Source organism: Achromobacter sp. 10T422 (assembly GCF_056394065.1).
Window position 1 is genome coordinate 134664 of sequence record NZ_JBFTHD010000013.1, and the last position, 21958, is coordinate 156621.

19 protein-coding genes are annotated in these 21958 nt (G+C 64.6%); 5 read left to right on the plus strand and 14 right to left on the minus strand.

Going from position 1 to position 21958, the window contains the following annotated elements:
• Nucleotides 1-43 precede the first annotated feature (43 nt).
• On the plus strand, nt 44-1369 hold the full coding sequence (locus AC1DB0_RS28150; RefSeq protein ID WP_346553382.1) for an ATP-binding protein: 1326 nt from the start codon (nt 44-46) through the stop codon (nt 1367-1369).
• Nucleotides 1370-1467: 98 nt separating this feature from the next.
• Nucleotides 1468-1947, plus strand: coding sequence for a carboxymuconolactone decarboxylase family protein (locus tag AC1DB0_RS28155; RefSeq protein ID WP_476758799.1), 480 nt, complete (start codon nt 1468-1470; stop codon nt 1945-1947).
• Between the two features lie 74 nt (nt 1948-2021).
• Here AC1DB0_RS28155 and pdxR read toward each other — a convergent pair whose 3' ends face one another.
• Nucleotides 2022-3446, minus strand: coding sequence for a MocR-like pyridoxine biosynthesis transcription factor PdxR (gene pdxR / locus AC1DB0_RS28160; protein WP_476758423.1), 1425 nt, complete (start codon nt 3444-3446; stop codon nt 2022-2024).
• Between the two features lie 109 nt (nt 3447-3555).
• Between pdxR and AC1DB0_RS28165 the strand changes: the two genes are divergently transcribed.
• The 3 genes from AC1DB0_RS28165 (at nt 3556) to AC1DB0_RS28175 (ending at nt 5239) form a co-directional block, all read left to right on the plus strand.
• Nucleotides 3556-4002 (plus strand): GNAT family N-acetyltransferase, encoded by a 447-nt coding sequence (locus AC1DB0_RS28165; protein ID WP_054422168.1) that lies wholly within the window; start codon nt 3556-3558, stop codon nt 4000-4002.
• On the plus strand, nt 3999-4622 hold the full coding sequence (locus AC1DB0_RS28170; RefSeq protein ID WP_476758424.1) for an FMN-dependent NADH-azoreductase: 624 nt from the start codon (nt 3999-4001) through the stop codon (nt 4620-4622). The genes AC1DB0_RS28165 and AC1DB0_RS28170 overlap by 4 nt, the downstream gene beginning before the upstream one ends.
• A 197-nt stretch (nt 4623-4819) precedes the next feature.
• Entirely contained in the window at nt 4820-5239 is a 420-nt protein-coding gene (locus AC1DB0_RS28175) for a hypothetical protein (protein ID WP_175168927.1), read from the plus strand.
• A gap of 10 nt (nt 5240-5249) precedes the next feature.
• Here AC1DB0_RS28175 and AC1DB0_RS28180 read toward each other — a convergent pair whose 3' ends face one another.
• The 13 genes from AC1DB0_RS28180 to AC1DB0_RS28240 all read right to left on the minus strand — a co-directional run bounded on the left by AC1DB0_RS28180 (nt 5250) and on the right by AC1DB0_RS28240 (nt 21880).
• Nucleotides 5250-7766, minus strand: coding sequence for a fused MFS/spermidine synthase (locus AC1DB0_RS28180; RefSeq protein WP_476758800.1), 2517 nt, complete (start codon nt 7764-7766; stop codon nt 5250-5252).
• Between the two features lie 88 nt (nt 7767-7854).
• Nucleotides 7855-8859 (minus strand): HAD family hydrolase, encoded by a 1005-nt coding sequence (locus AC1DB0_RS28185; protein ID WP_476758426.1) that lies wholly within the window; start codon nt 8857-8859, stop codon nt 7855-7857.
• Nucleotides 8856-10274, minus strand: a complete 1419-nt coding sequence (locus AC1DB0_RS28190) for a BatD family protein (protein ID WP_476758427.1) — start codon at nt 10272-10274, stop codon at nt 8856-8858. The genes AC1DB0_RS28185 and AC1DB0_RS28190 overlap by 4 nt, the downstream gene beginning before the upstream one ends.
• The gene (locus tag AC1DB0_RS28195; protein ID WP_476758428.1) at nt 10271-11914 is read right to left on the minus strand and encodes a vWA domain-containing protein; all 1644 of its coding nucleotides are present in this window, start codon (nt 11912-11914) and stop codon (nt 10271-10273) included. Before AC1DB0_RS28195 ends, AC1DB0_RS28190 begins: the two co-directional genes overlap by 4 nt.
• Entirely contained in the window at nt 11899-12990 is a 1092-nt protein-coding gene (locus AC1DB0_RS28200; protein WP_476758429.1) for a vWA domain-containing protein, read from the minus strand. The genes AC1DB0_RS28195 and AC1DB0_RS28200 overlap by 16 nt, the downstream gene beginning before the upstream one ends.
• Complete coding sequence (locus tag AC1DB0_RS28205; RefSeq protein WP_476758430.1) at nt 12977-13486, minus strand: DUF4381 domain-containing protein; 510 nt, start codon at nt 13484-13486, stop codon at nt 12977-12979. Before AC1DB0_RS28205 ends, AC1DB0_RS28200 begins: the two co-directional genes overlap by 14 nt.
• A complete protein-coding gene (locus tag AC1DB0_RS28210) occupies nt 13483-14433 on the minus strand; it encodes a DUF58 domain-containing protein (RefSeq protein WP_346553381.1) in 951 nt (316 codons plus the stop codon). The genes AC1DB0_RS28205 and AC1DB0_RS28210 overlap by 4 nt, the downstream gene beginning before the upstream one ends.
• Before the next feature lie 8 nt (nt 14434-14441).
• On the minus strand, nt 14442-15413 hold the full coding sequence (locus AC1DB0_RS28215; RefSeq protein WP_175169507.1) for an AAA family ATPase: 972 nt from the start codon (nt 15411-15413) through the stop codon (nt 14442-14444).
• 52 nt (nt 15414-15465) lie between these two features.
• Entirely contained in the window at nt 15466-16632 is a 1167-nt protein-coding gene (locus AC1DB0_RS28220; protein WP_082387000.1) for a formylglycine-generating enzyme family protein, read from the minus strand.
• A gap of 81 nt (nt 16633-16713) precedes the next feature.
• The gene (locus AC1DB0_RS28225) at nt 16714-17727 is read right to left on the minus strand and encodes a SphA family protein (protein ID WP_245636283.1); all 1014 of its coding nucleotides are present in this window, start codon (nt 17725-17727) and stop codon (nt 16714-16716) included.
• 21 nt (nt 17728-17748) lie between these two features.
• Complete coding sequence (locus AC1DB0_RS28230) at nt 17749-19125, minus strand: DUF1254 domain-containing protein (RefSeq protein WP_476758431.1); 1377 nt, start codon at nt 19123-19125, stop codon at nt 17749-17751.
• 332 nt (nt 19126-19457) lie between these two features.
• The gene (locus tag AC1DB0_RS28235) at nt 19458-21038 is read right to left on the minus strand and encodes a TerC family protein (RefSeq protein ID WP_175168935.1); all 1581 of its coding nucleotides are present in this window, start codon (nt 21036-21038) and stop codon (nt 19458-19460) included.
• 383 nt (nt 21039-21421) lie between these two features.
• Nucleotides 21422-21880, minus strand: a complete 459-nt coding sequence (locus AC1DB0_RS28240; protein ID WP_175168936.1) for a hypothetical protein — start codon at nt 21878-21880, stop codon at nt 21422-21424.
• Nucleotides 21881-21958 lie beyond the last annotated feature (78 nt).

A 21958-nucleotide genomic window follows, 5' to 3' on the forward strand; every position in this document is an offset into this window, starting at 1 on the left:
GCCCGCCGCTAGCATGCGCGATTGTTTCCCGGCCAGCCCGCGCATGCTCAAGTTCGCGATCCGCGTTTTTATTGTGGCCACCATCGCCTTCGTGGCGGCGTCCCAGTTGGTGAATATCAGCTTTGGCTACTTCCTGGAAGCCATCAGCGCCGATTTGTCCTACAGCACTGTGCGGGGACAGATGTACGCGCTGCACAAAGACCTTGACCCCGTCGCGCCCGCCGAACGCGCCGGCTTCATCCAGGACGCCCTCCAGCCGCACTACGGTCTGAAGCTGACCTTGCTGCATCCGGACGCCGTCACCATCACGCAGGCGGAACAGCAACAGCTGGACCGCACCGGCCTGATCATGCGTGACGACTACAACACCTATCTGACGCGCCTGCCCGGCGAACCCGTGCAGTGGCTGGACGTGCGCCTGCCCGGCGAGCCGGCCATGGAACGCTGGATCACCTGGTCTGCCTGGGCGGCGGTGAGCATGGTGCTGACCGTGATTTTGCTGCTGGCGTGGGCGATGCCCATCTGGCGCGACCTGGATGCGCTGCGCAACGCCACGTTGCGCATGGGCCAAGGTGACCTGGATGTGCGCGTGCGCCTGTCGCGCATTTCCGGTATCCGGCATGTGGGCGAGAGTTTCAATCTGATGGCCAAGCGCATCTCGGCGCTGATCGACAGCCAGCGCAGCCTGACCAACGCGGTATCGCACGAGCTGCGCACGCCGCTTGCGCGATTGTCATTCGAAGTCGACATGCTAGGCCAAGACAACTACCCGCCTCGCCGCAGCCAGATTCTGCAAGATATGCGCGCCGACATTTCAGAACTGGAAGCCATGGTGGCCGAGCTGCTCGTCTACGCGCGGCTGGAACGGCCCACTGACGAAACCGTCACCCTGCAAACCGTTGACGTCTGTGACTGGCTGGGCGAGGCGCTGGCGCTGGTGGCCCATCAAGCCGACGCCCGCGGCATCCGTTGCGACGTGCGCGCGGGCTACCCTGCCCACGTGACGCTGCACCCGCGCTATATGAGCCGCGCATTGCTGAACCTGGTGCAGAACGCCGTGCGCTACGCCAGCGCGCGTGTGGAAATCGAACTGACCGAGACGCCAGACGGCGGCTACGAATTGTGGGTGGACGACGATGGCTGCGGCGTCCCCGAAGCCGACCGCGAACGCGTGTTCGAGCCCTTTGTGCGCCTGGACGAAAGCCGTGACCGGGGCACGGGCGGCGCGGGCCTGGGCCTGGCCATCGTCAAGCGGGTGGCGGCCAACCATGGCGGCACCATCGGCATCCTGAACAGCCCATTGGGCGGTGCGCGCTTTGCGTTGCGCTGGCCGGCAGCTGGCGCCGTCATGGCCCAGCATGGCCTATAACAAAACACCCTTTATGGCACTTCTTCCCTGGTCCAATCTGCCGCATCCTACGGGCTCGTGATCCCCATTCGATAACAGCTCTTCAGAAAGGTAGGCCTATGAGCCAGCGGTTGAATTACTTCCAGGTGTCGGCGGAACTGTCCAAGAAATATATGGACTACAGCGCGGCAGTGAAAAAATCCCCCGTGGTGCAGGAGTTCGGCGATTTGGTCGATATCCGCGCGTCGCAGATCAACGGCTGCGGCTTTTGCCTGGACATGCATGTGAAGCAGGCGAAGATGCACGGTGAACGCGAACTGCGGCTGCACCACATTGCCATCTGGCGCGAATCGACGTTGTTTTCGCCCCGCGAGCGCGCCGMGCTGGCCTGGACCGAAGCGCTGACCACCCTGTCGCCGCAAGGGGTATCGAACGAGGTCTACGAACAGGTGCGCGAGCATCTGTCCGAAGCAGAAATCTCGGACCTGAGCTTTTTGGTCATCGGCATCAACGGCTGGAACCGCTTGAACGTGGCATTTCGCACCGTGCCAGGCTCAGCCGATGCCGCCTTCGGACTGGACAAGGCCGGGCTGAACTAAGCTCAGATTCCGAAGCCGGCCCAGCGTGAAGACGTGGGCTCGGCTTTCCTAGGACCCGTTCGCGACACCCCCGCCTACATCAACGCCCGGATTTGCAGGCCCAGTTCATGGGCCTGCTCTTGCGAGGCGATGTTGGTGAAGCTCAGCAGCAGCCCCGACGGCGGGTTGGGCAACGACGACCACCGCGACAAGGGATGCGCGTACATGCCCTGCTCCAGCATCCTGGCGGCCAATGACCGGTCGCTAAGCTTGCCATCCATGCGCGCCACCAGATGCATGCCGCCGGGCTGCGGTTCGATGTGCATGCTGGCGCCCAATGCCGCGCTCAACCCCGCCGCCGTGGCGTCGCGCCGTTCGCTGTACAAGCGGCGCATGCGCTGAATGTGCCGGCCAAAATGGCCTTCGGTGATGAAGGCCGACAGAATCGCCTGCGTGAAACCTGGCGCGCCACCCGACAGCAGGCGGCTGATCCGGTCGAATCGTGGCACTTGCGCGTCAGGCACCACCAGATACGCCAGCCGCATGCCGGGAAACAGCACCTTGCTGAACGACCCGGCGTACAGCACCCGCCCCTGCGTATCCAGGCTCTTTAACGCCGGCAACGGCCGGCTGACATACCGGTATTCACCGTCGTAATCGTCTTCCACAATCCACGCCTGCTGCCGTTCGGCCCACTCCAGCAACGCCTGCCGGCGGGGCAGTGACAAGGACATGGACAGCGGGCTTTGGTGCGCCGGCGTGACAACCGCCGCCCGCGCCTGTCCGGCGCGCGCGATGCCTTCATTGACGATCAGCCCATCTGCGTCCACCGGCACCGGCACGGCCTGCAAGCGCGCCTGCGCCAGCAATGCGCGTGTGGGCGGATAGCCGGGGTCTTCCACCCATACGCGGTCGCCCGGTTCCAATAGCGCCTGCGTGATCAGTTGCATGGAATAGTTGTAGCCCGAGGTGATGAACACCTGCGCGGGCTGGCAGTGAATTCCGCGCGCCACCTGCAAGTACGCCGCCACCGCCGTGCGCAAGCTGGCCAGGCCGTTGGCCGGCGGGTAGGACAAGTCCGGCGCTTGCAGGCTGCGCAGCTGCCGCGCGCCCAAGCGGGCCCACAGTTTGCGCGGAAACGCATCAAGCGCGGGCAAGCCCATTTGGAACGGCAGGATGCGGGCCGGCCGCTGCCAGCCGTGGTCATCATCGGCGGCGTCGATCAGAGGCGCGGTAGCCGGTGCGGGCGGCTGGGGCTGCAAGTCGGGGGTGACGATCGTGCCTGCCTGCCCGCGCGTCTGGATATACCCCTCGGCGCCCAACAAGGAATAGGCGACTTCGATGGTGCCGCGCGCCACGCCCATTTCCTTGGCCAAGGCGCGCGCCGACGGAATGCGGTCACCCGGTTTCAAGGTGCCTTCGGCGATGGCGTTCCGAAAGCGCTCATAGATCTGCCGGTACAAGGGCTCGGCGCTATTAGGCGCCAACGGCGGCAGGTCATCGGCGTGATCGCTGATCATGGCATAGTCCAAAGTTCAATTTATGGCCCTTCAAATTATGGCATGGCCTTTTTACGATGAGGCCTGACGCATTCGAGCCCATTCGTACTGCCTTCTCCTGATGCCATTCATGACCGACACCGATCTCAAACACCTCGACACCGACGACGACATTCAGGCCTGCCTGCCCTTGATGCGCGAGCTGCGCCCGCATTTGGCGGATGCCAGCGAGTTTGCCGCTCGCATCGGCCGCATGCGTGCGGACCACTACCGTCTGTTGGCCGGCATCGACGCGGGGCGCGCCGTGGCGCTGGCCGGCTATCGCTTCCAGGAAAACCTGATCTACGGCCGCTTCCTGTACGTGGATGATCTGGTGGTGGACAGCACGCGCCGTGGCGGCCGTTGGGGCGCGCGCCTGCTGCACGCCCTTGACGGCATTGCCCGCGAGGCCGGCTGCGCCAAGCTGGTATTGGACACAGGCTTGTCCAACGCGCTGGCCCAACGTTTTTATTTCCGGCAAGGTCTGTTGACCAGCGCCATTCGTTTCAGCAAGAACCTGGATCTTCCCACCGCATGAGCATTCTTCACATCATTTGCAGCCCGCGTGGCCGAGACGCCGAAAGCCATCGTCTGTCGCAACGCATTATTCAACGCTTGATCGCCACGGCGGGCGACACGCCGCCTGCCGTGGTTGAAATCGACGCCACCACCCTGCCCCATGTTGATCACGACTATGCCGCCGCCTTGAGCGCCCCGATGGACCCGGCCGAAGACGTATTGGCGCGCGGCGCGCTGCGGCAATCGGCTGAGTTGATTCAGGCGCTGCTCGACGCGACGCACATCGTCATCGCCACCCCCATGCACAACTTCACGGTGCCCGCATCGCTGAAGGTGTGGATCGACCACGTGGTGCGCGTGCGCAGCACGTTCCGCATCACCCCGGAAGGCAAGATTGGCAACCTGCCCGACCGGCCCGTGTATGTGGCGGTATCGTCGGGCGGCGAATTCTCGGGGGATACCGCGCGTCAGCCCGATTTCCTGACGCCGTACCTGAAGCACGTATTGGGCACGATTGGCTTGAAAACCGTGACGTTCTTTTCGGTGGAAGGCACGGCGCGCGGCGACGCGGCGCTGCATGCCGCGCGCGCGGCAGCGGATGCCAAGATTGCCGCACACCCAATCCTCGGCGCTTGGTAATTCCAGAACCGTACGCATGGACCGGGCATTTCGGCCACGTCCAACATCATGGCCGGCGTTCATCATTCACCGTTCAGATTATTTAATCGGGTCGCATTGACACTGCGGAAATCAGCGCACTACGCTAGGCCGCGACAGCTTGCGCCATCAGGCCTACGGCGTATTTTCTGACCCATTAAATATGCTGGAGACGCGTGATGATTTTGCACCGGTCATTATTTCTGGCGATCGTTTCGATAGCGATTTGGGGTGGTTTTTCTTCACCGGCTCACGCGGCATGCAGCGATAAGAAAATACTGTCGATGTCCGACGAAGGGAAATCCGTTAAAGCCATTGCCAAGTCTTGCAATATGCCGGTGGCCAAGGTGCGTGCGGTCGTCGAAAGCGATGACAACAACGACGACGTCGCCGCGGCTTCACCCTCGCCTTCCGCAGCCCCCTTGCCCCGCAAGTTGCCATCGGGTGCGGGCCTGGCCAGCTGCGACTGCAAGGGCTCGATCCCGTACGGGGAAAAAGCCCCTGAACTGCGCTGCCAGAGCGGCGTGTCCATTGCCATGCCCTGCGCGGGCTATTGCCCGCCGCGCGGCATTGCGCCGTGGCGGCAGGTGTGCAGTTGACGGCTAAGCGCTATTTGCCGCCGTCCCCCATGAACCACCGGTAATAGGCGTTGTCGCCATCGTTGCGGGCCAGGCGATTGATCTCCCGGCCCCACGTTTCCCGGTCGCCCGCGTAGGCGGCCAATGCCGCCCGGTAGAAGGTGTCCAGGCGCGCGCGTTCAAGCTCGATGCCGGACAGCAGCTCTGGCGTGGCGCCTTGCAATGGCGGCTCTTTGCGCTCGGCCAGCAGCGCTGGCAATACGCGGGCAATCTCGCGAGGCCGCACCCAGGTGGCGTATTCAATACCCGGCCGGTCATCCGTGACGGCGGGCGTGTCCCCGGCAAAGCGCGCCAAGCCCTCGCGATCCGTGACCCACGTCGCCAGCAACGCCGACGCAGATGGAATGCCCACTGCCTTCAAGGCTGCCGCCGTGTTCGGTTGCGCATAGCGCGCCTGAATGCGCGCCGCGTCCAGATCCAGCGGCTGCATCGATCCCACCAACAGCATTTCATGCAGCTCGCTCGTCCATAACGACGCGTGCGGAAACACCTGGATGAAGCTGGCGATCAGCGCCCGCGTGTCTTCCTCGTTCTGCGTGGGCAATGGCAGCCATTGCGCCACAATGCCCTGCGGCGCCAGACGGCTGGCAGCCAACTGATAGAAGTCACGCGAATACAGGTTGACCACGCCCGTGGCCGACGGTGGCGGCGGTTCAAGTGTGATCAAGTCCCACTGTTCAGTGCTGGCTTGCAGCGCGCGGCGGCCGTCGCGCAGACGCTTTTCCAGCCCGGGATCGGATGCCGCCTGGAACGTGCCTTGGAAATGGGGCGCGGCGCGCAATACGGCAGGCAGCAGTTCGGCAACCGCCCGCTTGTCCAGCCCCGGGTATTGCGACAGCGCGCCCGCCGTGATGCCCGTGCCATAGCCCACGACCAACGCGGATTTCKGGTCGCCGTTGTGCACGATCAGCGGCAGCAACGCCTGCAAGCGCATATAGCGCAGCGATGGCATGGCGTCACCCGAATTCGATACGCCCTGAATGTACAAACGATGAAAGCGCGTGCCTTGGCCGGGCTGCTCAACCACCGCCACCGTGCCGCCATGGCTTTCTTCATAGAACACCAGGCCCGCGCCGCTTGCGCCCGGCAGCAGCCGCGCGAATTGGTCCACGGGCAACAGCACCGCCACGGCCAACGCCGCCATCCCGACCAGGGCCGTCGCGATACCCGAAGTGGCCGTGCCGGTCACCCGCCCGCGCCACGCCGCAATGACCCCGATCAACGCCGCCATGGCCGCAAGCACCCCCAACGTGCGCACGAGCCCCAAGGCCGGCAACAGCAAAAATCCCGTTAGCAGCGTGCCAGCAATGCCGCCCAGCGTATTGCAGGCCAGCACCGCGCCCACCTCGCGGCCCACGTGGCGGTCGCCGACGGCAATGCGCAGCACGGCCGGAAAAGCCGCGCCCAGCAACACCGTGGGCGCCAGCACAAAGCTTGCCGCCGCCACCGCAAAGCGCGCGCACATGCCGGCGATGGCGCTGCCCGTCAGCTGCACGACGGCCGCTTCCGCATGCGTCTGCGCCACGACCAGCCACTTGCCCAACACCGCCACTTCCAGCACGGCGAGCAGGCCCGCACCGGCAATCAGGCAGCCGAACACGCCCCAGGGGTTGCGCACCCGGTGCGCGTAACGGGCGTACACGGCCGCGCCAATGGCCAAGCCAGCCAGATACGTCGCCAGCACAATCGCAAACGCAAAGGCGCGCGTGCTCATGAACGGCACGATCATCTGCGACCAAATGACTTCATAGCCCAGCGCCACGCCACCCGCTGCGGCGTACAGCGCCACCGCCAAGCGCGCCTCGCCCGATAACGGGGCGGTGGCGCAAGGCGCGGGCGCGGCTAACGCCCCCGCCTTGCGGTCCAGCGTCCAGGCGCCCAGCGCGGCCAACACATTCAACGACGCCGCCGCCAACGCGGCGCCTTGCACGCCAAAACGCGGAATCAGCACAAATGCCGGCAGCAAGGCCCCCAGGATTGCGCCACAGGTGTTGGCGGCGTACAGGATGCCGCCGCGCCGGCTGCCCGCTGCATCCTGGCGATTCACGGCGCGCATCAGCACGGGCAAGGTGCCGCCCATCAGAAAGGAAGGAATGGCAAGCAGCAGCCCGATCATCAGCCAGGCGGCCAAGGGGCTGAACGACTCCACCGCCACGAACAGCGCCGCGCTATGCGCCAGCGCCACGGTGACGGCCACGCAGGACACCGCGACGCCTGCCTCCAGCCACGCGTAGAACCGCACGGGCCGATCCACGCGGTCGGCCTTGCGGCCCAGGAACCAGCCGCCCAGCGCCAGCCCTAGAAAAAACGCGCTGACCGCCCCGGCGATGGCGCTGACCTCCACGCCCACCACCAGTGACAACTGCTTGATCCACAACACCTGGAACACCAGCGCCGCCGCGCCCGACATCAACAGCAGCGCCGCCGGGCGAGCCGTTGTCAATGTGCGTGCGCCGCTATCCGGCCGTTGTGTGTCCAAGCCTTCCATTGCTGCCGTCCCCATCCGCATGCCGCTGTTCCTCTAGCGTGTTGCCCGGCGCCGTGCTGGCGTCGGCCTGGCCTTCTGGTTTCCCAATTTATCTTGGCATTTCAAACGCGTAGACGCGTTTCCATTCGCGTGCCATGTCCACAACGACCCAGCCCTTGCTATTGGCCTCGTCCAAGGCCTTGTCCAGTTTGCCGATTTTTGACTCGCGGTCGTACGCCCATTCGCGCTTGGCGTCGGTGTGATGCACCAGACCGGCAAAGCGCTTGCCCGGCCCGGCCATCGTCCATTGCAGCATTTGCAGGTCGCCGTCCGAATTGCCAAAGGCGAAGATGGGCTGGCGGCCGATGAACTTGTTGATAGACACCGGTTTGCCCGGGCCGTCGTCGTTGTAGTCCAGCTTGGGCGTGCGCATCAGCACGGGCTTGCCGTCCTGCATTTGATATTCGGTGACAACAGTGGTGCCGATTACCTGCTCGGGCGGGATGCCGTAGACATCCTGCGCCCAGGCGCGCATGAACTCCACTTCGCCGCCTGACACGATATAGGTTTTGAAGCCGTTGCTGCGCAGATAATCGAGCAGTTCGCGCATCGGTGCGAAGGTCAAGCTGGTGTAGGGCTGCTTGAAGCGCGGGTGCTGCGCGGTCTTGACCCATTGTTTGACCTCGTCCGAGAAGGCCTGGGTTGTCATGTTGGTGTGCGTTACGCCGACGATTTTCATCAGGCCGTGCATGCCGGACTCGGCCAACGTCTTGTGGTCGCCTTCAAGCGCTGCCTTATACGGCTGCTCTTGCGACCATTCCGGGTGCTTGGGCGCCATAAGCTTGAGTTCGTCCAGCGCGAATATCAGTTCGAAGTAAAACGGCTGTTCGCTCCACAACGTGCCGTCGTTGTCGAAGACGGCGATGCGGTCGGCCGGCGCGACGTAATCCGCCCCGCCCTCTTTCGTGACCGCCGCCACGAACTCCACGATGGCTTGCCGTGACGGCCCATCGTTCCAGGACGGCAGTGGCGTCTGGGCGTGAACCATGCCGGCCAGAAACAGCAGCGCCAGCATGGCGAACAGGCGTTGTGCGGTGCGCAGGGTCAAGGTCATCGGTGCTCTCCGGAGTGGCGGTCGATCTTGCGGGGATTCAGCGGTAACAAGTCTTCTTGGCGCGCCTGGGCAACGTCGGCACGAAACGCCTTTCGCCAGCGCGGTGTGGTTTGGCGCAAAGCCTGGAGCCCTCGGGCGGGGTTCGGCGTGGCGCCGTAGCAATCGCGCATCGCCGCGGCGCCGCCGTTGCGCAGACCCGGCGGCAGGCTCGCCGTGGCGTCAGCGATAGAGACCGAGCGGCGGCTCAAGCGCAGCCAGTGATACAGCGCGTTCAAGCGTCCATGAGGCTGGGCCAGTTCTTTGCGCATGGCGCGGGCGGCATACGGTTCCGACGCCTGCCAACGGGCGCGTAAAGCCAGCGCGCGTTCGCGTGTCCACCCTGTGATGCGGCGCCAGCTTGGCCGGCCAAGCCAGACCGCTAGCGCCACGACGATCAACACAGCGGCCACCAGCAGCCAGCCGCCGGGGATGCGAACCTGCACCTGCCGGCCAAGATCACGCAGGTCTTGCTGGATTGAAAATGGCGTCTGGTACGCGGCTCCAGCCTTGGCCTCGAACCGTTGTTCGGGCAACACGGCGCGATCCGCCTTGTTCGTGGTCAGGTTCCACCACGGCAGTTCGACGTCGGGCAACGCATAGGCGCCGGCGCGTTCAACCACGTAGTCGATCCGGTCGACCCGTTGTCCGCCCAGAAATCCGCCGCGGCTATCCGACAACTGCGTCAGCACGGGTTCTGAGCGGTACGCCTTCAGGCCCGGCACATCGGGGCTGGCAGGCGGTGGAATCAGCATGGCCTGCGCGCCTTGCGCCTGCACGGTGATGACACGGCTGATGTGGTCACCCACCGAAGGCGGTTGCGCGGAATACTGAATCTGCTGGGTCAGTTGCACAGCCGTTGCCGCCAGCAGATGACCCGAACCCGCCGCGCCCGCCGGCGGGCCAGAAGCCTGTACATCAAGCGGTTGTGTCTGCGTGCTTAGCGGCGCTTTGGCCTGGCCAACCTGGGCGCGGATCGACATGGCGGGCACTTGCAGCGCGCCCGCCGTCGTCGGGCTGATCAGGTACGCAAAGCGCAATCCGCTGTAGGGCACACCGTCGATGGTGTCGCGGATCAGGGTGGCGTCGCCGGTGGGGCCCGTCACCATGGCGCCGGGGATGTTCAGCGGTGGCAGTTCTGGCGGCTGGGTAAACCAGGTGGACGTCAGCACATCAACTTGCAAGGTGGCGGTACCGCCCACCGTCAACGGTTTGTCGGTGGCCATGCGTGCCGTTGCGCGGAGTTGTGGGCCGGGGTCGGCAGGCTGGGTTTGGGTTTGCGCTTGAGCTTGAGTTTGGGGTTGGGCTTGCGCGAACGAGCCGAGCGCGATCAGCGCCAGCACCCCCATTAGCATTCGCAGCCTGAGCGTCAACGTCATGGACGCGCTCCCGTGGGAACGGACGCGCCCCTGCGCGCGTCTTCAATCGCGAACTTCTGCTTCAGGAACCCGGCGGGCGACAAACTCAGGTTGCGCAGCCAGACATCATCGGACGACGCCTTGGCCACCTCGACCTGCGTCATCTTGCCCGCGCCCTTTTTGTTGTCGCGGGCCACATCGTCGGGCTTTTGATCGTTGTTGTCGTCTTCTTGCTCGGCCTCGATGGCGGCTTGCAGTTTGGCGACAAGCTCGCGGTTCTTCTTGGCTTCCGGAAAGTCCGCGCGCTGACGCAAGGCGCGGTCATATGCGGCAAGCGCGTCGTCATAGTGGCGCAGCCGAGCCTGGGTATTGCCTAAATAGAAGTTCGCCTCGGCCGTGTCCAGCCGGGCAAACGCCGCCAAGGCCAATGAGTAGTCGCCCGCGTCATAGGCGGCGCGGCCCTTCCAGTACGGGTCCTGGAACTGGGCGGCGGCGCGCGTGTAATCGTGGTGCTCGTAGGCCCAGCGGCCTTGCTGGTCGGGCGTGAAGAAGGCGTTGGCGATGGCGCTGGCGACAGGGTTGGTGCTGGCGTTGGCGCTCGCGTTGGGGTTTGCGTAAGTATTGGGCGCATACAAGCCCGCCAGACTCGCCAGCATCAGCCCAGCCAGCCAGTTGACGTTCCAGCCGCGCCGCAGGCACAGCAGCGCCAGGATGGCGAGCGGCCAGCACAGCCAGTAGCCCACGTCCTTCCAGTGCACCGCCTGCCCCGCGTTCTGCACGTCCTGGAAATGCCGTTGCGCGTGCAGCGTCACCCAATCCAGGTCGTCATCATTCAAGGTCAGGCTGCCCAGCGGTGCGCGGGCGGCGTCGGCCAGTTGCTTGATGGCGACGGCGTCGAACGTGCCCAGCACGGGCTTGCCGTCCTTGTCCATACGCGGCTGGCCCCGGGCGTCGCGCAGCACGCCGCCATCCGACGCCCCGGCGGCCAGAACCAGTATCTGGAAGTCGGCCGCTTTGGCCAGTTGCTCCACCTGCGGCAACTGGCTGGTGTCCGCGCCGTCTGTCACCAGCAACACCGTGCCGCCCGCCTGCGTGGATTTCAATACCGAGGCGGCCACGTTGATGGCGCCAACGGCGTCCTTGCCCGGCGCGGCGATCAGTTCGGTGGATAAGGACTGGATGAACAGGTCGACAAGACTTGGGTCGTCCGTGGGCGGCAGCACCAGATGCGCGGAGCCCGCGTACGCAATCAGCCCCGTCTTGGCGCCCGCGCGGCGCGCCAGCAGGTCATGCAGCTTGTGCTTGGCCGCCTGCAAGCGGCTGGGCGGCACGTCTGCCGCATCCATCGATGGCGATAAATCCACGGCCACGATCAGCGGCGCCTGGTTGTCGAGAAACGGCGGCAGGTCTTGCTGCCACGTCGGGCCGGCAGCCGCAATGCCGCCCAGCATCAATAGCGCCGCCACGGCATGGATCGGGCGCGGCCCCCGGCTGCCCGGTGCGTTCACGATCAGGTACGGCAACAAGGCAGGGGCAATCGTGCTGCCCCAACCCACGCGTCCGCCTTGCGCCCGGCCCAGCCAAAGCAACAGCAACGCCAGCGGCACCGCCAGCAGCCACCAGGGGCGCAGAAAATGGAAGGCGCTCAGGTCGACGTCCACGCGTCCTCCTTGGCTGCTGCACCGCCAGCACCGCGTGCTCTGTCTGCTCCACCTACTCCGCCAGCCCCGCCTGCGGTGTCTGCCCCGTCTGCCGAGCTGGCCGATCTGGCTGCCCAGCGCGCGCGCAGGCTGGCGCCCATGTGCCACACCGCCAGCAACAGCACCGCCAGACCCAGCGGAATCCAGAAAAAGTCCTGCTTGGGTTGATGGCGCAGCTCGCGCACCTCGTGCGGCGTAATTTGGTCCAGCGTGGCGTACACCTGTTGCAGGGACGCCTGATCCTGCGCCGAAAAGAAGCGCCCGCCCGTGGCCTTGGCGATCCGTTCCAGCGCGGCGAAATCCACCTTGTCTTCCCCCTGCGCCTGCGGGTTGCCAATCCCGATCGTGTGGACGGTGATGTGCCGGTCAGCCGCCATCGACGCCGCGCGGTCGGGCGGCACGGCGCTGCCGGTATCGTTGCCGTCCGTCAGCAAAATCAGCACCTTGTCGCGTTCTTTGGCTTGTTCAAGCTGCTTGATGGCCACCCCGATTGCATCACCGATGGCGGTGTTTGGCCCCGCCATGCCGGTCGTCACCTGGTCCAGCAGCAGGCTCAGGGTGGCGTGGTCTTGCGTCAGCGGCGCTTGCGGATACGCGGCGGTGCCGAACACGATCAGGCCCAGCCGGTCGTCCTTGCGGCGCGCGATGAAATCGGCCACCACGGCCTTGACGCCACTCAGGCGGTCCTTGCGCTGTCCCGACGGGTCAACGAAATCCTGCGTTTCCATCGACTGGGAAATGTCCAGCGCCAGCATCAGGTCGCGCACCGGCTGCCGGTGTTCCAGCGGCGGCTCAACGCGTTCCGGGCGCGCCAACGCCAACACCAGCAAGGCCCAGACCAGAACGTTCAGCGCCAGTTGCCAGCCGTCGCGCCGCACCCCGGGGCGCTGGGGAGACTGCCCTATCGTCCGCGCGACGGATTCAAAAAATGGAATGCGCAAGGCCCCACGCCGCTGCACATAGGCGGGCAGATAGCGGTACGCCAGCCACCCCAGCGGCAGCAGGATCAGCAGCCAGGGATAGTCAAGCCGCCACATGATGCCGCTCCATCCACTGCCGGCTGGCGGCGAACAAGGATTGCAAGCGCGCGGGCGGAATGGCGCGCACCGCGTCGGGCGGCGCGTAGGCCAGCACCCGCAGCAGCGCCTCGGTATCCGGCGTGAACGCGCCGCCATTGCGCGTCATAAAGGCCAGCCAGGCCTCGCCCGTCAAGGCTCCAACTCGCGCGCGTTCGCCCTCTGGCACCGACGACAGGCCGACCCGTTTGAGCAAAATGGGTAATTCACGCGCCGCCAGCGTATCAGCCTGCGCCGCCTGGCGCAGCGCTTCCAGGCGCTGCAAGCCCGCACGGCGGTAGGCGTTGCGCTGATGCTTACGTACGGCGCGCCATGTGAGCCAGCCGCCCAGCAGTAGCGCCGCGGCCAGCACCACCAGCCAGCCCCAGGTTTGCGGCCAATAGCTGACCGGCGCGGACAACGGCAGTTGCACTAGCTGGTCCACCGAGGGCAATGCGTCGTCGGCGCTTACGGTCATGCGCGCCTCCCTGCGCCGGCTTCGCGGCCCAGTTCGCGGCGCAATTGCGTCAAGGTGTCGTCGGCGGTGTCGATAGACAGCAGCGGCACATGGCTGCGGCGCAGCAGTTCCGCCACGTCGCGCAGCCGGCCCGTGAAGAAGTCCGACAAGGGCTGATGCACCTGCCGCTTGTCGGCCGCCACCTCAACCTGCAACTCGCCTTGCGTCACCACCAAGCGGCCGCGCAACGGCATGTGCACCGCCAAGGGATCGTAGACCAGCGTCGCAATCACGTCGTTGTGCGCGGCAAGGGTGCGAAGCAGCCGCAAGGTCTTGTCATTGGCGCCGGCAAAGTCGCTGATCAGGCAGATCAGGTTGTCGTGCGGCGCCTGGGCCAGCGCGCCCTCAAGCGCCTGGTTCAAGCGGCCGGCCGCATCCACATCCGGGGCATCTGCGCGCAACGCCTGGTTGCGCCGGACGATAGCCGCGAATAAGGCCTGGATACGTTCGCGGCTGCGCAAGGGGCGAATCGCGTCGATGCCGTCGTCGCTGAACACCAGGCCGCCGACCCGGTCACCCGCCTGATACCCCATCCACGCCGACATGGCCGCCAGCCTTGCCGCCACCACCGATTTGAAGCTGCGCACCGAGCCAAAGTGCATGCCCATGCGCTGGTCGACCAGCACCAGCATCGGGCGGTCGCGCTCTTCGCTATAGGTGCGTATGTAGGGCTTGCCCAAACGCTGCGACGCCCGCCAGTCCAGTTGGCGCAAGTCGTCGCCCGGCAGATAGCGGCGCAGCTCTTCGAAGTCCAGCCCGCGTCCGCGCAGCCGTGACCCATGCTGGCCCGCCAGGATGCTGTTGATGGGCTGCCGGCTGGAAAAGCGCAAACCGCGCGCCGCCGGTTCCAACGCCATCAGGTCCGGAATACGAACATGGACGTCGGGCGCGGGCGTGGCGGTGGGCATGGGTGCGCTCACACGGGAATTGCCACAACATCGAGCAATTTTCCGATGACCTGATCGGCCGTCACCCCATCCGCCACCGCGTCGTATGACAGGTGCAGCCGATGCCGCAGCACGGGCTTGGCTGCGGTGCGCACGTCATCGGGCGACGTATAGTCCTGCCCCGCCAGCCACGCGTGGGCGCGCGCCACCTTGTCCAGCGCAATGGCGCCGCGCGGGCTTGCGCCCACCTGAATCCAGCGCGCCAGATCGGCATCGTAATCCGCGGGGTGGCGCGTGGCGTTGACCAGGTCGACCAGGTAGCGGTCCAAGGTGTCAGACACATGCACCTGGTTGATCTCGGCGCGGCACGCAAAGAGCGTTTCCTGCGGCAGGCGCGCATCAGCGGGCGCCCCGCTCTGTTGCGATTCCCCGCGCAGCAGCGACAGCATGCGGATTTCGCTGGCAGCGTCGGGGTAGTCCAACACAATCTTCATGACGAAGCGGTCCATCTGCGCTTCCGGCAAGGGATACGTGCCCTCTTGTTCGATCGGGTTCTGCGTGGCCAGCACCATGAACAGCGGAGGCATGCGGTGCGTGGTGCCCGCCACGGTGATCTGCCGCTCTTCCATCGCTTCCAGCAAGGCCGCCTGCACCTTGGCGGGCGCACGATTGATTTCGTCGGCCAGAATCAAATTGCCGAACAACGGACCCTGCTGGAACTGGATGCGGCTGTTCCCCTGTGCATCCTGCTGCAAGACTTCCGCGCCGGTGATGTCGGACGGCAGCAAATCCGGCGTGAATTGGATGCGGCTCATGTCCGCCGCCAGATGCGCGGCCAGCGCCTTGACCGTGCGGGTCTTGGCCAGGCCCGGCAGGCTTTCCAGCAGCACATGGCCATCGGCCAACAGGCCCAGCAACACCTCGCGAATCACACTGTCCTGCCCCAACACGGACTGGGCGATGGCACGCTCCAGTTCCAGGATGCTGTCGCGGTTGGCTATCGGCATGCCCTATTCCTTTGCGTGGTTCCTGCGTCGTTGCGACGCGACAGCGTCATCGGCTCGCAACGCCGTGCTTGCTGGACTGCGCCAGTTTCCATTGCTGCGTGGTCATGACCGTGCGAAAGCCCAGGTGCGACATCCCGTTCATCGGGTCCGTGCCGCGCCGTGCGCTGGTGCGGTAGCTGATGCAATAGGTATCGCTGCACAGGAACGAGCCGCCGCGCGTGACGCGCTTGGGCGCACCGGCGGGCACGATGCCGTCATCCGGGTCGAAGCTGTCTGACGGGCCGGCCGGGTCAACCGGCGGCTTGCGATACTGCGCCTGAATCTTGAAGGCGTCGGCGCGATACCAGTCTGACGTCCACTGCCAGACGTTGCCGGCCATGTCATACAAGCCATATCCGTTTGGTGAAAAGCTGCCCACGGGCATCGTGCCCACCTGCACCTTTTCGTCTTTGACCACGGGGAATGGCTGCTGTTGCTGGGTATCCCAGATATTCGCCATGGGCTTGCCCTGCGGCAGCAACTCTTCGCCCCACGCGTAGGTGGCTTGTTCCAGGCCGCCGCGCGCCGCCATTTCCCATTCCGTCTCGGTCGGCAAACGCTTGCCCGCCCACTTCGCGTAGGCCTGGGCGTCTTCATACGACACCTGTACGACGGGGTGATCGTCCTTGCCGGCAATGGAGCTGGCCGGCCCTTGCGGATGGCGCCAGTTGGCCCCCGCCACATAACGCCACCAGCGCGAGTAATCACGCAGCGATACCTCGGACTCGGTTCCGACAAACACCATTGCGCCGGGCACCAGCAGGCTGTCATCCGGACGCGGCGTGCCCGGGGGCAGCTGCACTTTCAAATCTTCCCATTTCGGCTTTTGCTCGGCCGTGGTGACGTAGCCAGTGGCCTCGACGAACCGGCGAAACTGCGCGTTTGTCACGTCGTTCACATCCATCCAGAAGCCGCTGACCGATACCTTGTGAGCGGGCATCTCATTGGGTTGCGCCAGTTTGTGGCTGCTGCCCATCAGGAACTCACGCGCCGGCACCCATGCCATTCCGGGCGGGCCGTTCTTGCCATCCCCCAGCACCACCTTCACGGCTTCCGGGCGGCCATCGTCGCCCAATACCAAATAGGCCGTGCTGGCCGCGACGCCCAGCGCCACGCCGCCCAGCAGCAATGCCCCAACCAGGCGGGCCTTGTGTTTCGTTTGCGTTGCCGTCATCTGAATCACCATCCGATATCAAAGTCATTACCGCTGCCTGCTGTCCGGCTTGCAGGCAGTCCATTGATCGACGTGGTCGCCCTAAAACACCAGCGTGGCTGTACCCATGAACGTGCTGGTGCTGTCCAGGCGATTGGTGCTGCTGATTGTCGGCACCCAGCGCAAGCCCAGAGACAGTGAACGCTTGTCGGCCAGCTTGGTGTCGTACGTGACGATCGGGCCCAGCGCCCAATCCCTGCCTTTGAACCCGTTGAGCCTGTCGGCCGTGGGGCCGGTGTCGCTGCCCAACTGCTGAATGGTGCCCAGAATCATCCCCACACTGACGCCATTGCTGAACATCTTGCGGCCCATCACGTCCATGCTGAAGAGGGGCGCATTCTGGTAGTCGGTGGCGTTGTTCCGGGTAAAGAACTGCACGCCCGCCACCGTATCCAGCTGAAAGCCAGACTCTGGAAAGATCTTCGTATAGGCCACCTGCGGAATGAACGTCCAATTGTTCAGGCTGGGGTTGGCCATGTCTTTGGCGTTGTACTTGCCGGTGGGCGCCCACACGTTCAGGCTGAGCGCCATATGCGACGTTTCGGAAAAGTGATAGCCCGCGATGATCGGTGAAAAATACAGATCGAACAGGTTCGAGGCTTTGTCGGTCTGCCCCACGGCGCGGCCGCCGGGGCCAGTCAATGTGGAGTCCACTTTCGTGTAGACGTACGGCAAGGTGAAGCTGGACGCAAAGTTCCAGCGCCCGGGGCCGGTGTCCCAGGTTTTGAGCACGGTGGCCAGCGTGAACGCAACCTGCCCGTCCAAGCCCAACGACGTCCTGCCGCCGACCGGCACTTCACGGCTGCCGCCGACCGTGCCGTCCAGATAGATCTGGGCAAAGTTCACCGCCCAGATCGGCTCGGGCGACACGATGCCCGCGTTGGGCTGCACATTGGTGCCGGTGATCTGCCGGCCCAGTGCGCCTTCGGTGGCATGGGCCGCGCCGGATGCGCCTAGGGCCGCCAAGGCCAGTGACGGCACCAATGTGTTACGCCAGACCGATTTGGGCCAGACCGATTTTGGCCACAAATTCGAGCGCGCGTTTTTCGACTTCATTGCTTCCCCTTCCCCTACGCATCAAGGCGCCAGCTCGGCCTTGGGCAATTTCCATGTGCCATCCAGGACAGCGGGTTTCGGGCCGTAAAAGCGGGCCACGATATTGAATCGGCCTTCCGGCGCGGGAAGCCAATTTGATTCCTTGTCCTTGCCGGGGTTGGCGTGCTGCACATACAGCGTCAAGGAACCATCCTTGCCGCGTTTCAAACCGCGCGTACGGTCACCAATCGCGTAGCGATTGATCGGGTTCGCCACCAGATGGCGGCCCGGCAAGTCGTACATCGTCATGGACCAAAAGAACTGCACGGGCGGCAATTGGCCCGGCTCGAACCGGATCACGTACGACTTGGAACCGTCCAGCGGTTGCCCTTGCGCGTCTTCTTCGTATCCCAGATAGACGGCCTCTTCCGACGAATTGCCATAGATGCCCATCGCCGCGGCCACCGCCCGCTTGGTGTAGTCACCCGCCAGCGTCTCGCGCGATCCAAACAAGCCGATGGACGACCGCGTCTGTTTTTCCGCCTGCAGCAAGGCGGCCTTGCCGTCTGCAACACCCTCCTCGATCGCCTGGCGCGTGACCGGGTCCAGCTTGGACGCATCAAACGGTTTGCCCGGTGCGATGCCGATCTGGGCAAAGCGCCGCATCATGTCCTGCTCGGAAGCGGGTTGCGGCTGCGTGAACGCCAGCAACTGATTCAGATAGGCAATGAAGTCGACCGATGTCGCGCGCTGTTCGTCCCAAGGCAGCCAGTCCACATCAGGTGCAGCGGGCGGCGCGGGTTGGTGCGCAAAGACATTGAGCGGGCGCAGTTGGTACTTGGCTTGCAAGGCCTGCACGGCCTTCTCGTCGGACGGGCCGTTCAGACTGGTGCGGCCCAGGATGGCGACGAAATCCGTCTCCGAACGCAGCACCTTCGTAATACCTTTGGGCGTATCCCCCTTCCAATGCGGCCCGGCGATCAGGTAATTGCCTGCACCAAAACCGGTCGCGCGCACCCCCGCATAGGCGAAGTTGTAGGTGTACATATCCACCATCTGGAAGACGTTGTAGCGGTCTTTCGGCGTGGCGGGCAGGCTCAACACCCAAGGCTGCGCGCGCAGATCGAGCCAGGCCCAGGAGTACGGCGTGTCGTTGTTGGGGGTGACAATCTCCCGATTTTCCGGCGTGTACGGCTGGGAGTAATGACGGAATTTTCCGAAACCGCCTACGTACTCCTTGCCGCCGGGCCGGATGGCCTGCACGGACATCGTCTTGTAGTTGTAGAGCATCGGGTAGGCATACAGGTATGCCTCTTTGGCCGCGCTGCGCAACGCTTCATCCTGGATGGGCGCGGGTTTGCTGGCGCACGCCGCCAGCGTGGCCAGCGCCGCGGCCGCCAGCAAGCTGCGCAAGGTCATCACCCAGCACAACCCAGTTCCTCTTCTGCCTAACTCCCTTGCCTGAGACCTCGTACTGCCCATGCGGTGCTCTCCAAACCAGAGATAACAAAATGCAAAGACACGCCGTCGAACTAGGAATCTTCTCTTATTTGTTAATAAAGAAAATAAGAAGAGTTAAATCTGAAGCAATATTCGCACAGAGTGTTGCTTTCCCCAAGGGATGAGTCAAGGCGGATATTCCCGGCCGATCCGCTATGGAAAACGGCCCGACTGCCCATTTTGACGTTGCAAAAAAACAGCGGAGGCACCTATTGAGGTGGCTCCGCTGTGGGCGTTATGGAAGGAAATAATCAACGCATGGGGGCATTTTCCTGCGACACCGAACGCGCATGCACCTGGTCAATGCGCAAGCCATCGCGGCGCGTGACTTCAAAGCCCCAATCGCGCAGGGCGATGGTGTCACCCGCCTCGGGAATGCGGCCCACGGCACGCAGCAGGCAACCGGCCAGCGTGGCGTCCTCTGGATAGTCTTCGGCCAGCGCCGGGGTATTCAGCAGCCGCGCGGCCTCACCTACCGACAAGCGCCCTTCCAGCAACCAGGAACCGTCAGACAACTGCAAGGCTTCGGGCTGGTCTTCGCTGTGTTCGGGCAGTTCGCCCGCCACCGCGGTCAGCACGTCCATCGGCGTGACCAGGCCTTCGCAGACGCCATGCTCGTCCACCACAATCAGCATGTGGTCGCGGGAAGCGCGCAGTTCTTCCAGCACCCTTAGCACCGGCGTCGTCTCCAGCACATAGCGCGGTTCGCGAGCCATTTCCACCAGGTCAATCGGGCCGGGGTTCTGCAAGAGCGGCAGCAAGTCCTTGAAATGCAATATGCCCAGCACGTTCGACACGTCTCCCGCGCAGAGCGGCAAGCGCGAATGGCCGCTGGAGAATTTGCGCACGATGACGTCAGGCGTATCGGCCACATCCAACCAGACCATGTCCCCGCGCGGCACCATGATGGAGCGCACGTCGTGCGTGCCGACGGACAGCACGCGTTCGATCATGGAGCTTTCCTCGGGCGCAAACGCAGGTTCGTCGCCCGCGCTGTCCACCAGCGCGACCACTTCGTCGGCTTGCTGGCCCGCCTGGCCGGCACGCCCCGCGTGCAACAGGCGCAACACGGCGCGCGCCGTGCGCTGGCGGCGTCCCAGCGCGTGCGTGCCTTTGGCGCGATTACGGCGGGCTAGCTGGTTGCACAGCTCGATCAAGATCGAGAAGCCAATGGCCGCATACAGATAGCCCTTGGGCACGTGGAAGCCCAGGCCCTCGGCGACCAGGCTGAAACCGATCATCAGCAACAAGCCCAGGCACAAGATCACCACAGTCGGGTGGCGGCCCACAAACGCCATCAGGGGACGGCTCGCCACCATCATGACGGCCATCGCCACCACGACCGCAATCATCATGATGCTCAGGTCTTGCACCATGCCGACCGCGGTGATGACGGAGTCCAGCGAGAACACGGCGTCCAGCACCACGATCTGCAAGATCACCTGCCAGAACACGGCGTGCTGCGGCTTTTGGCCAGCGTCGTGGCTGGCGCTGCCTTCCACGCGTTCGTGCAGTTCCATCGTGCCCTTGAACAGCAGGAACAAGCCGCCCAGGATCAGGATCAGATCGCGTCCGGAAATTTCCGCGCCCCACACGGTGAACAGCGGCGCGGTCAGCGTCACCACCCACGCAATACTGGCCAGCAGGCCCAGACGCATCACCAGCGCCAGCGTCAGGCCGATCAGGCGTGCGCGATTGCGCTGTTCAGGCGGCAGCTTGTCGGCCAGGATGGCGATGAACACCAGGTTGTCGATGCCCAGAACAATTTCAAGAATGACCAGCGTCGCCAGGCCAAGCCAGGCGGTGGGGTCGTTCATCCAGTCGAAAATCATCGTTAGTCCGCAGTAGTCGCAGGTTCGGGGCGCGCGCACACAGCGGCTCCGCCTTGCTGAAAGGTGAGTATGAGGTCAAGCGGGGAGATGCGGGCGAGGATGCCCGGCGGCGCTTGCGGCGGTGCGCGGCACGCCAATTGAGGCGTGGCTGCGACGACGCGGGCCGGATCGGCGCGCCGGGCGGAGCCGGCGGCGTATGCAAAGCGGAAGGTGGTCGGGCGCCTGGGCACCCTGCTAGGAGGAGGGTCTTCGGTCATAGTGGGCGGCAATCGCAGGCCTGCCAGGGGCAGCCGTCACGCGAAATTACCGCCGTGCTCTCGTTCTTACAGGATGCTGAATATTACCTGAATCCGAATTCCTTGCACGGGCGGCGCAACCCCACCTTAGCGCGGATCGGCAGAGCCCCCTGACCCCGACGATGCGCCCGAACCCGGCATGCCGGCGTTGTCCGGGGCGCCCGTTTTACCGCCAGGCGTGGTCGATTTTCCATCCGGCATGGGCGCCTTGCCTGCGTCGGGCACACTGCGTTTGTCGCCCGGTTTGCCCTGCCCCTGGCTGCGGGTGTCTGCGCCCGGGTCATCCTGCCTGGGGCTGGAACCAGCCTTGTTCTGCGCATCCGTTTCTTCCGTCGATGGCATTTTCTTCCCGTCATCCATCCGCGCGCCGGGGACGGGCTTGCCAATGGCGTTCGCGGGCGCAGTCTTTTCGTCTGCGGTAGGCATTGGCATGGTGGGCGGTGCGGCTTGCGCAACCAGCGTTGCCTCGCGGGACTGCGCGCTGGCGGCGTGCCAAGGCAACACCGCCAGTAATGTGGATAGCAGTAGCAGTTTGTGGCTTTTCATTGTTGTCTCCCAAACGTAAATAGTGACAAACTAAGCGCCGACGGATTAGCGAAGTAATGCGGTATCTCTTTCGACAAG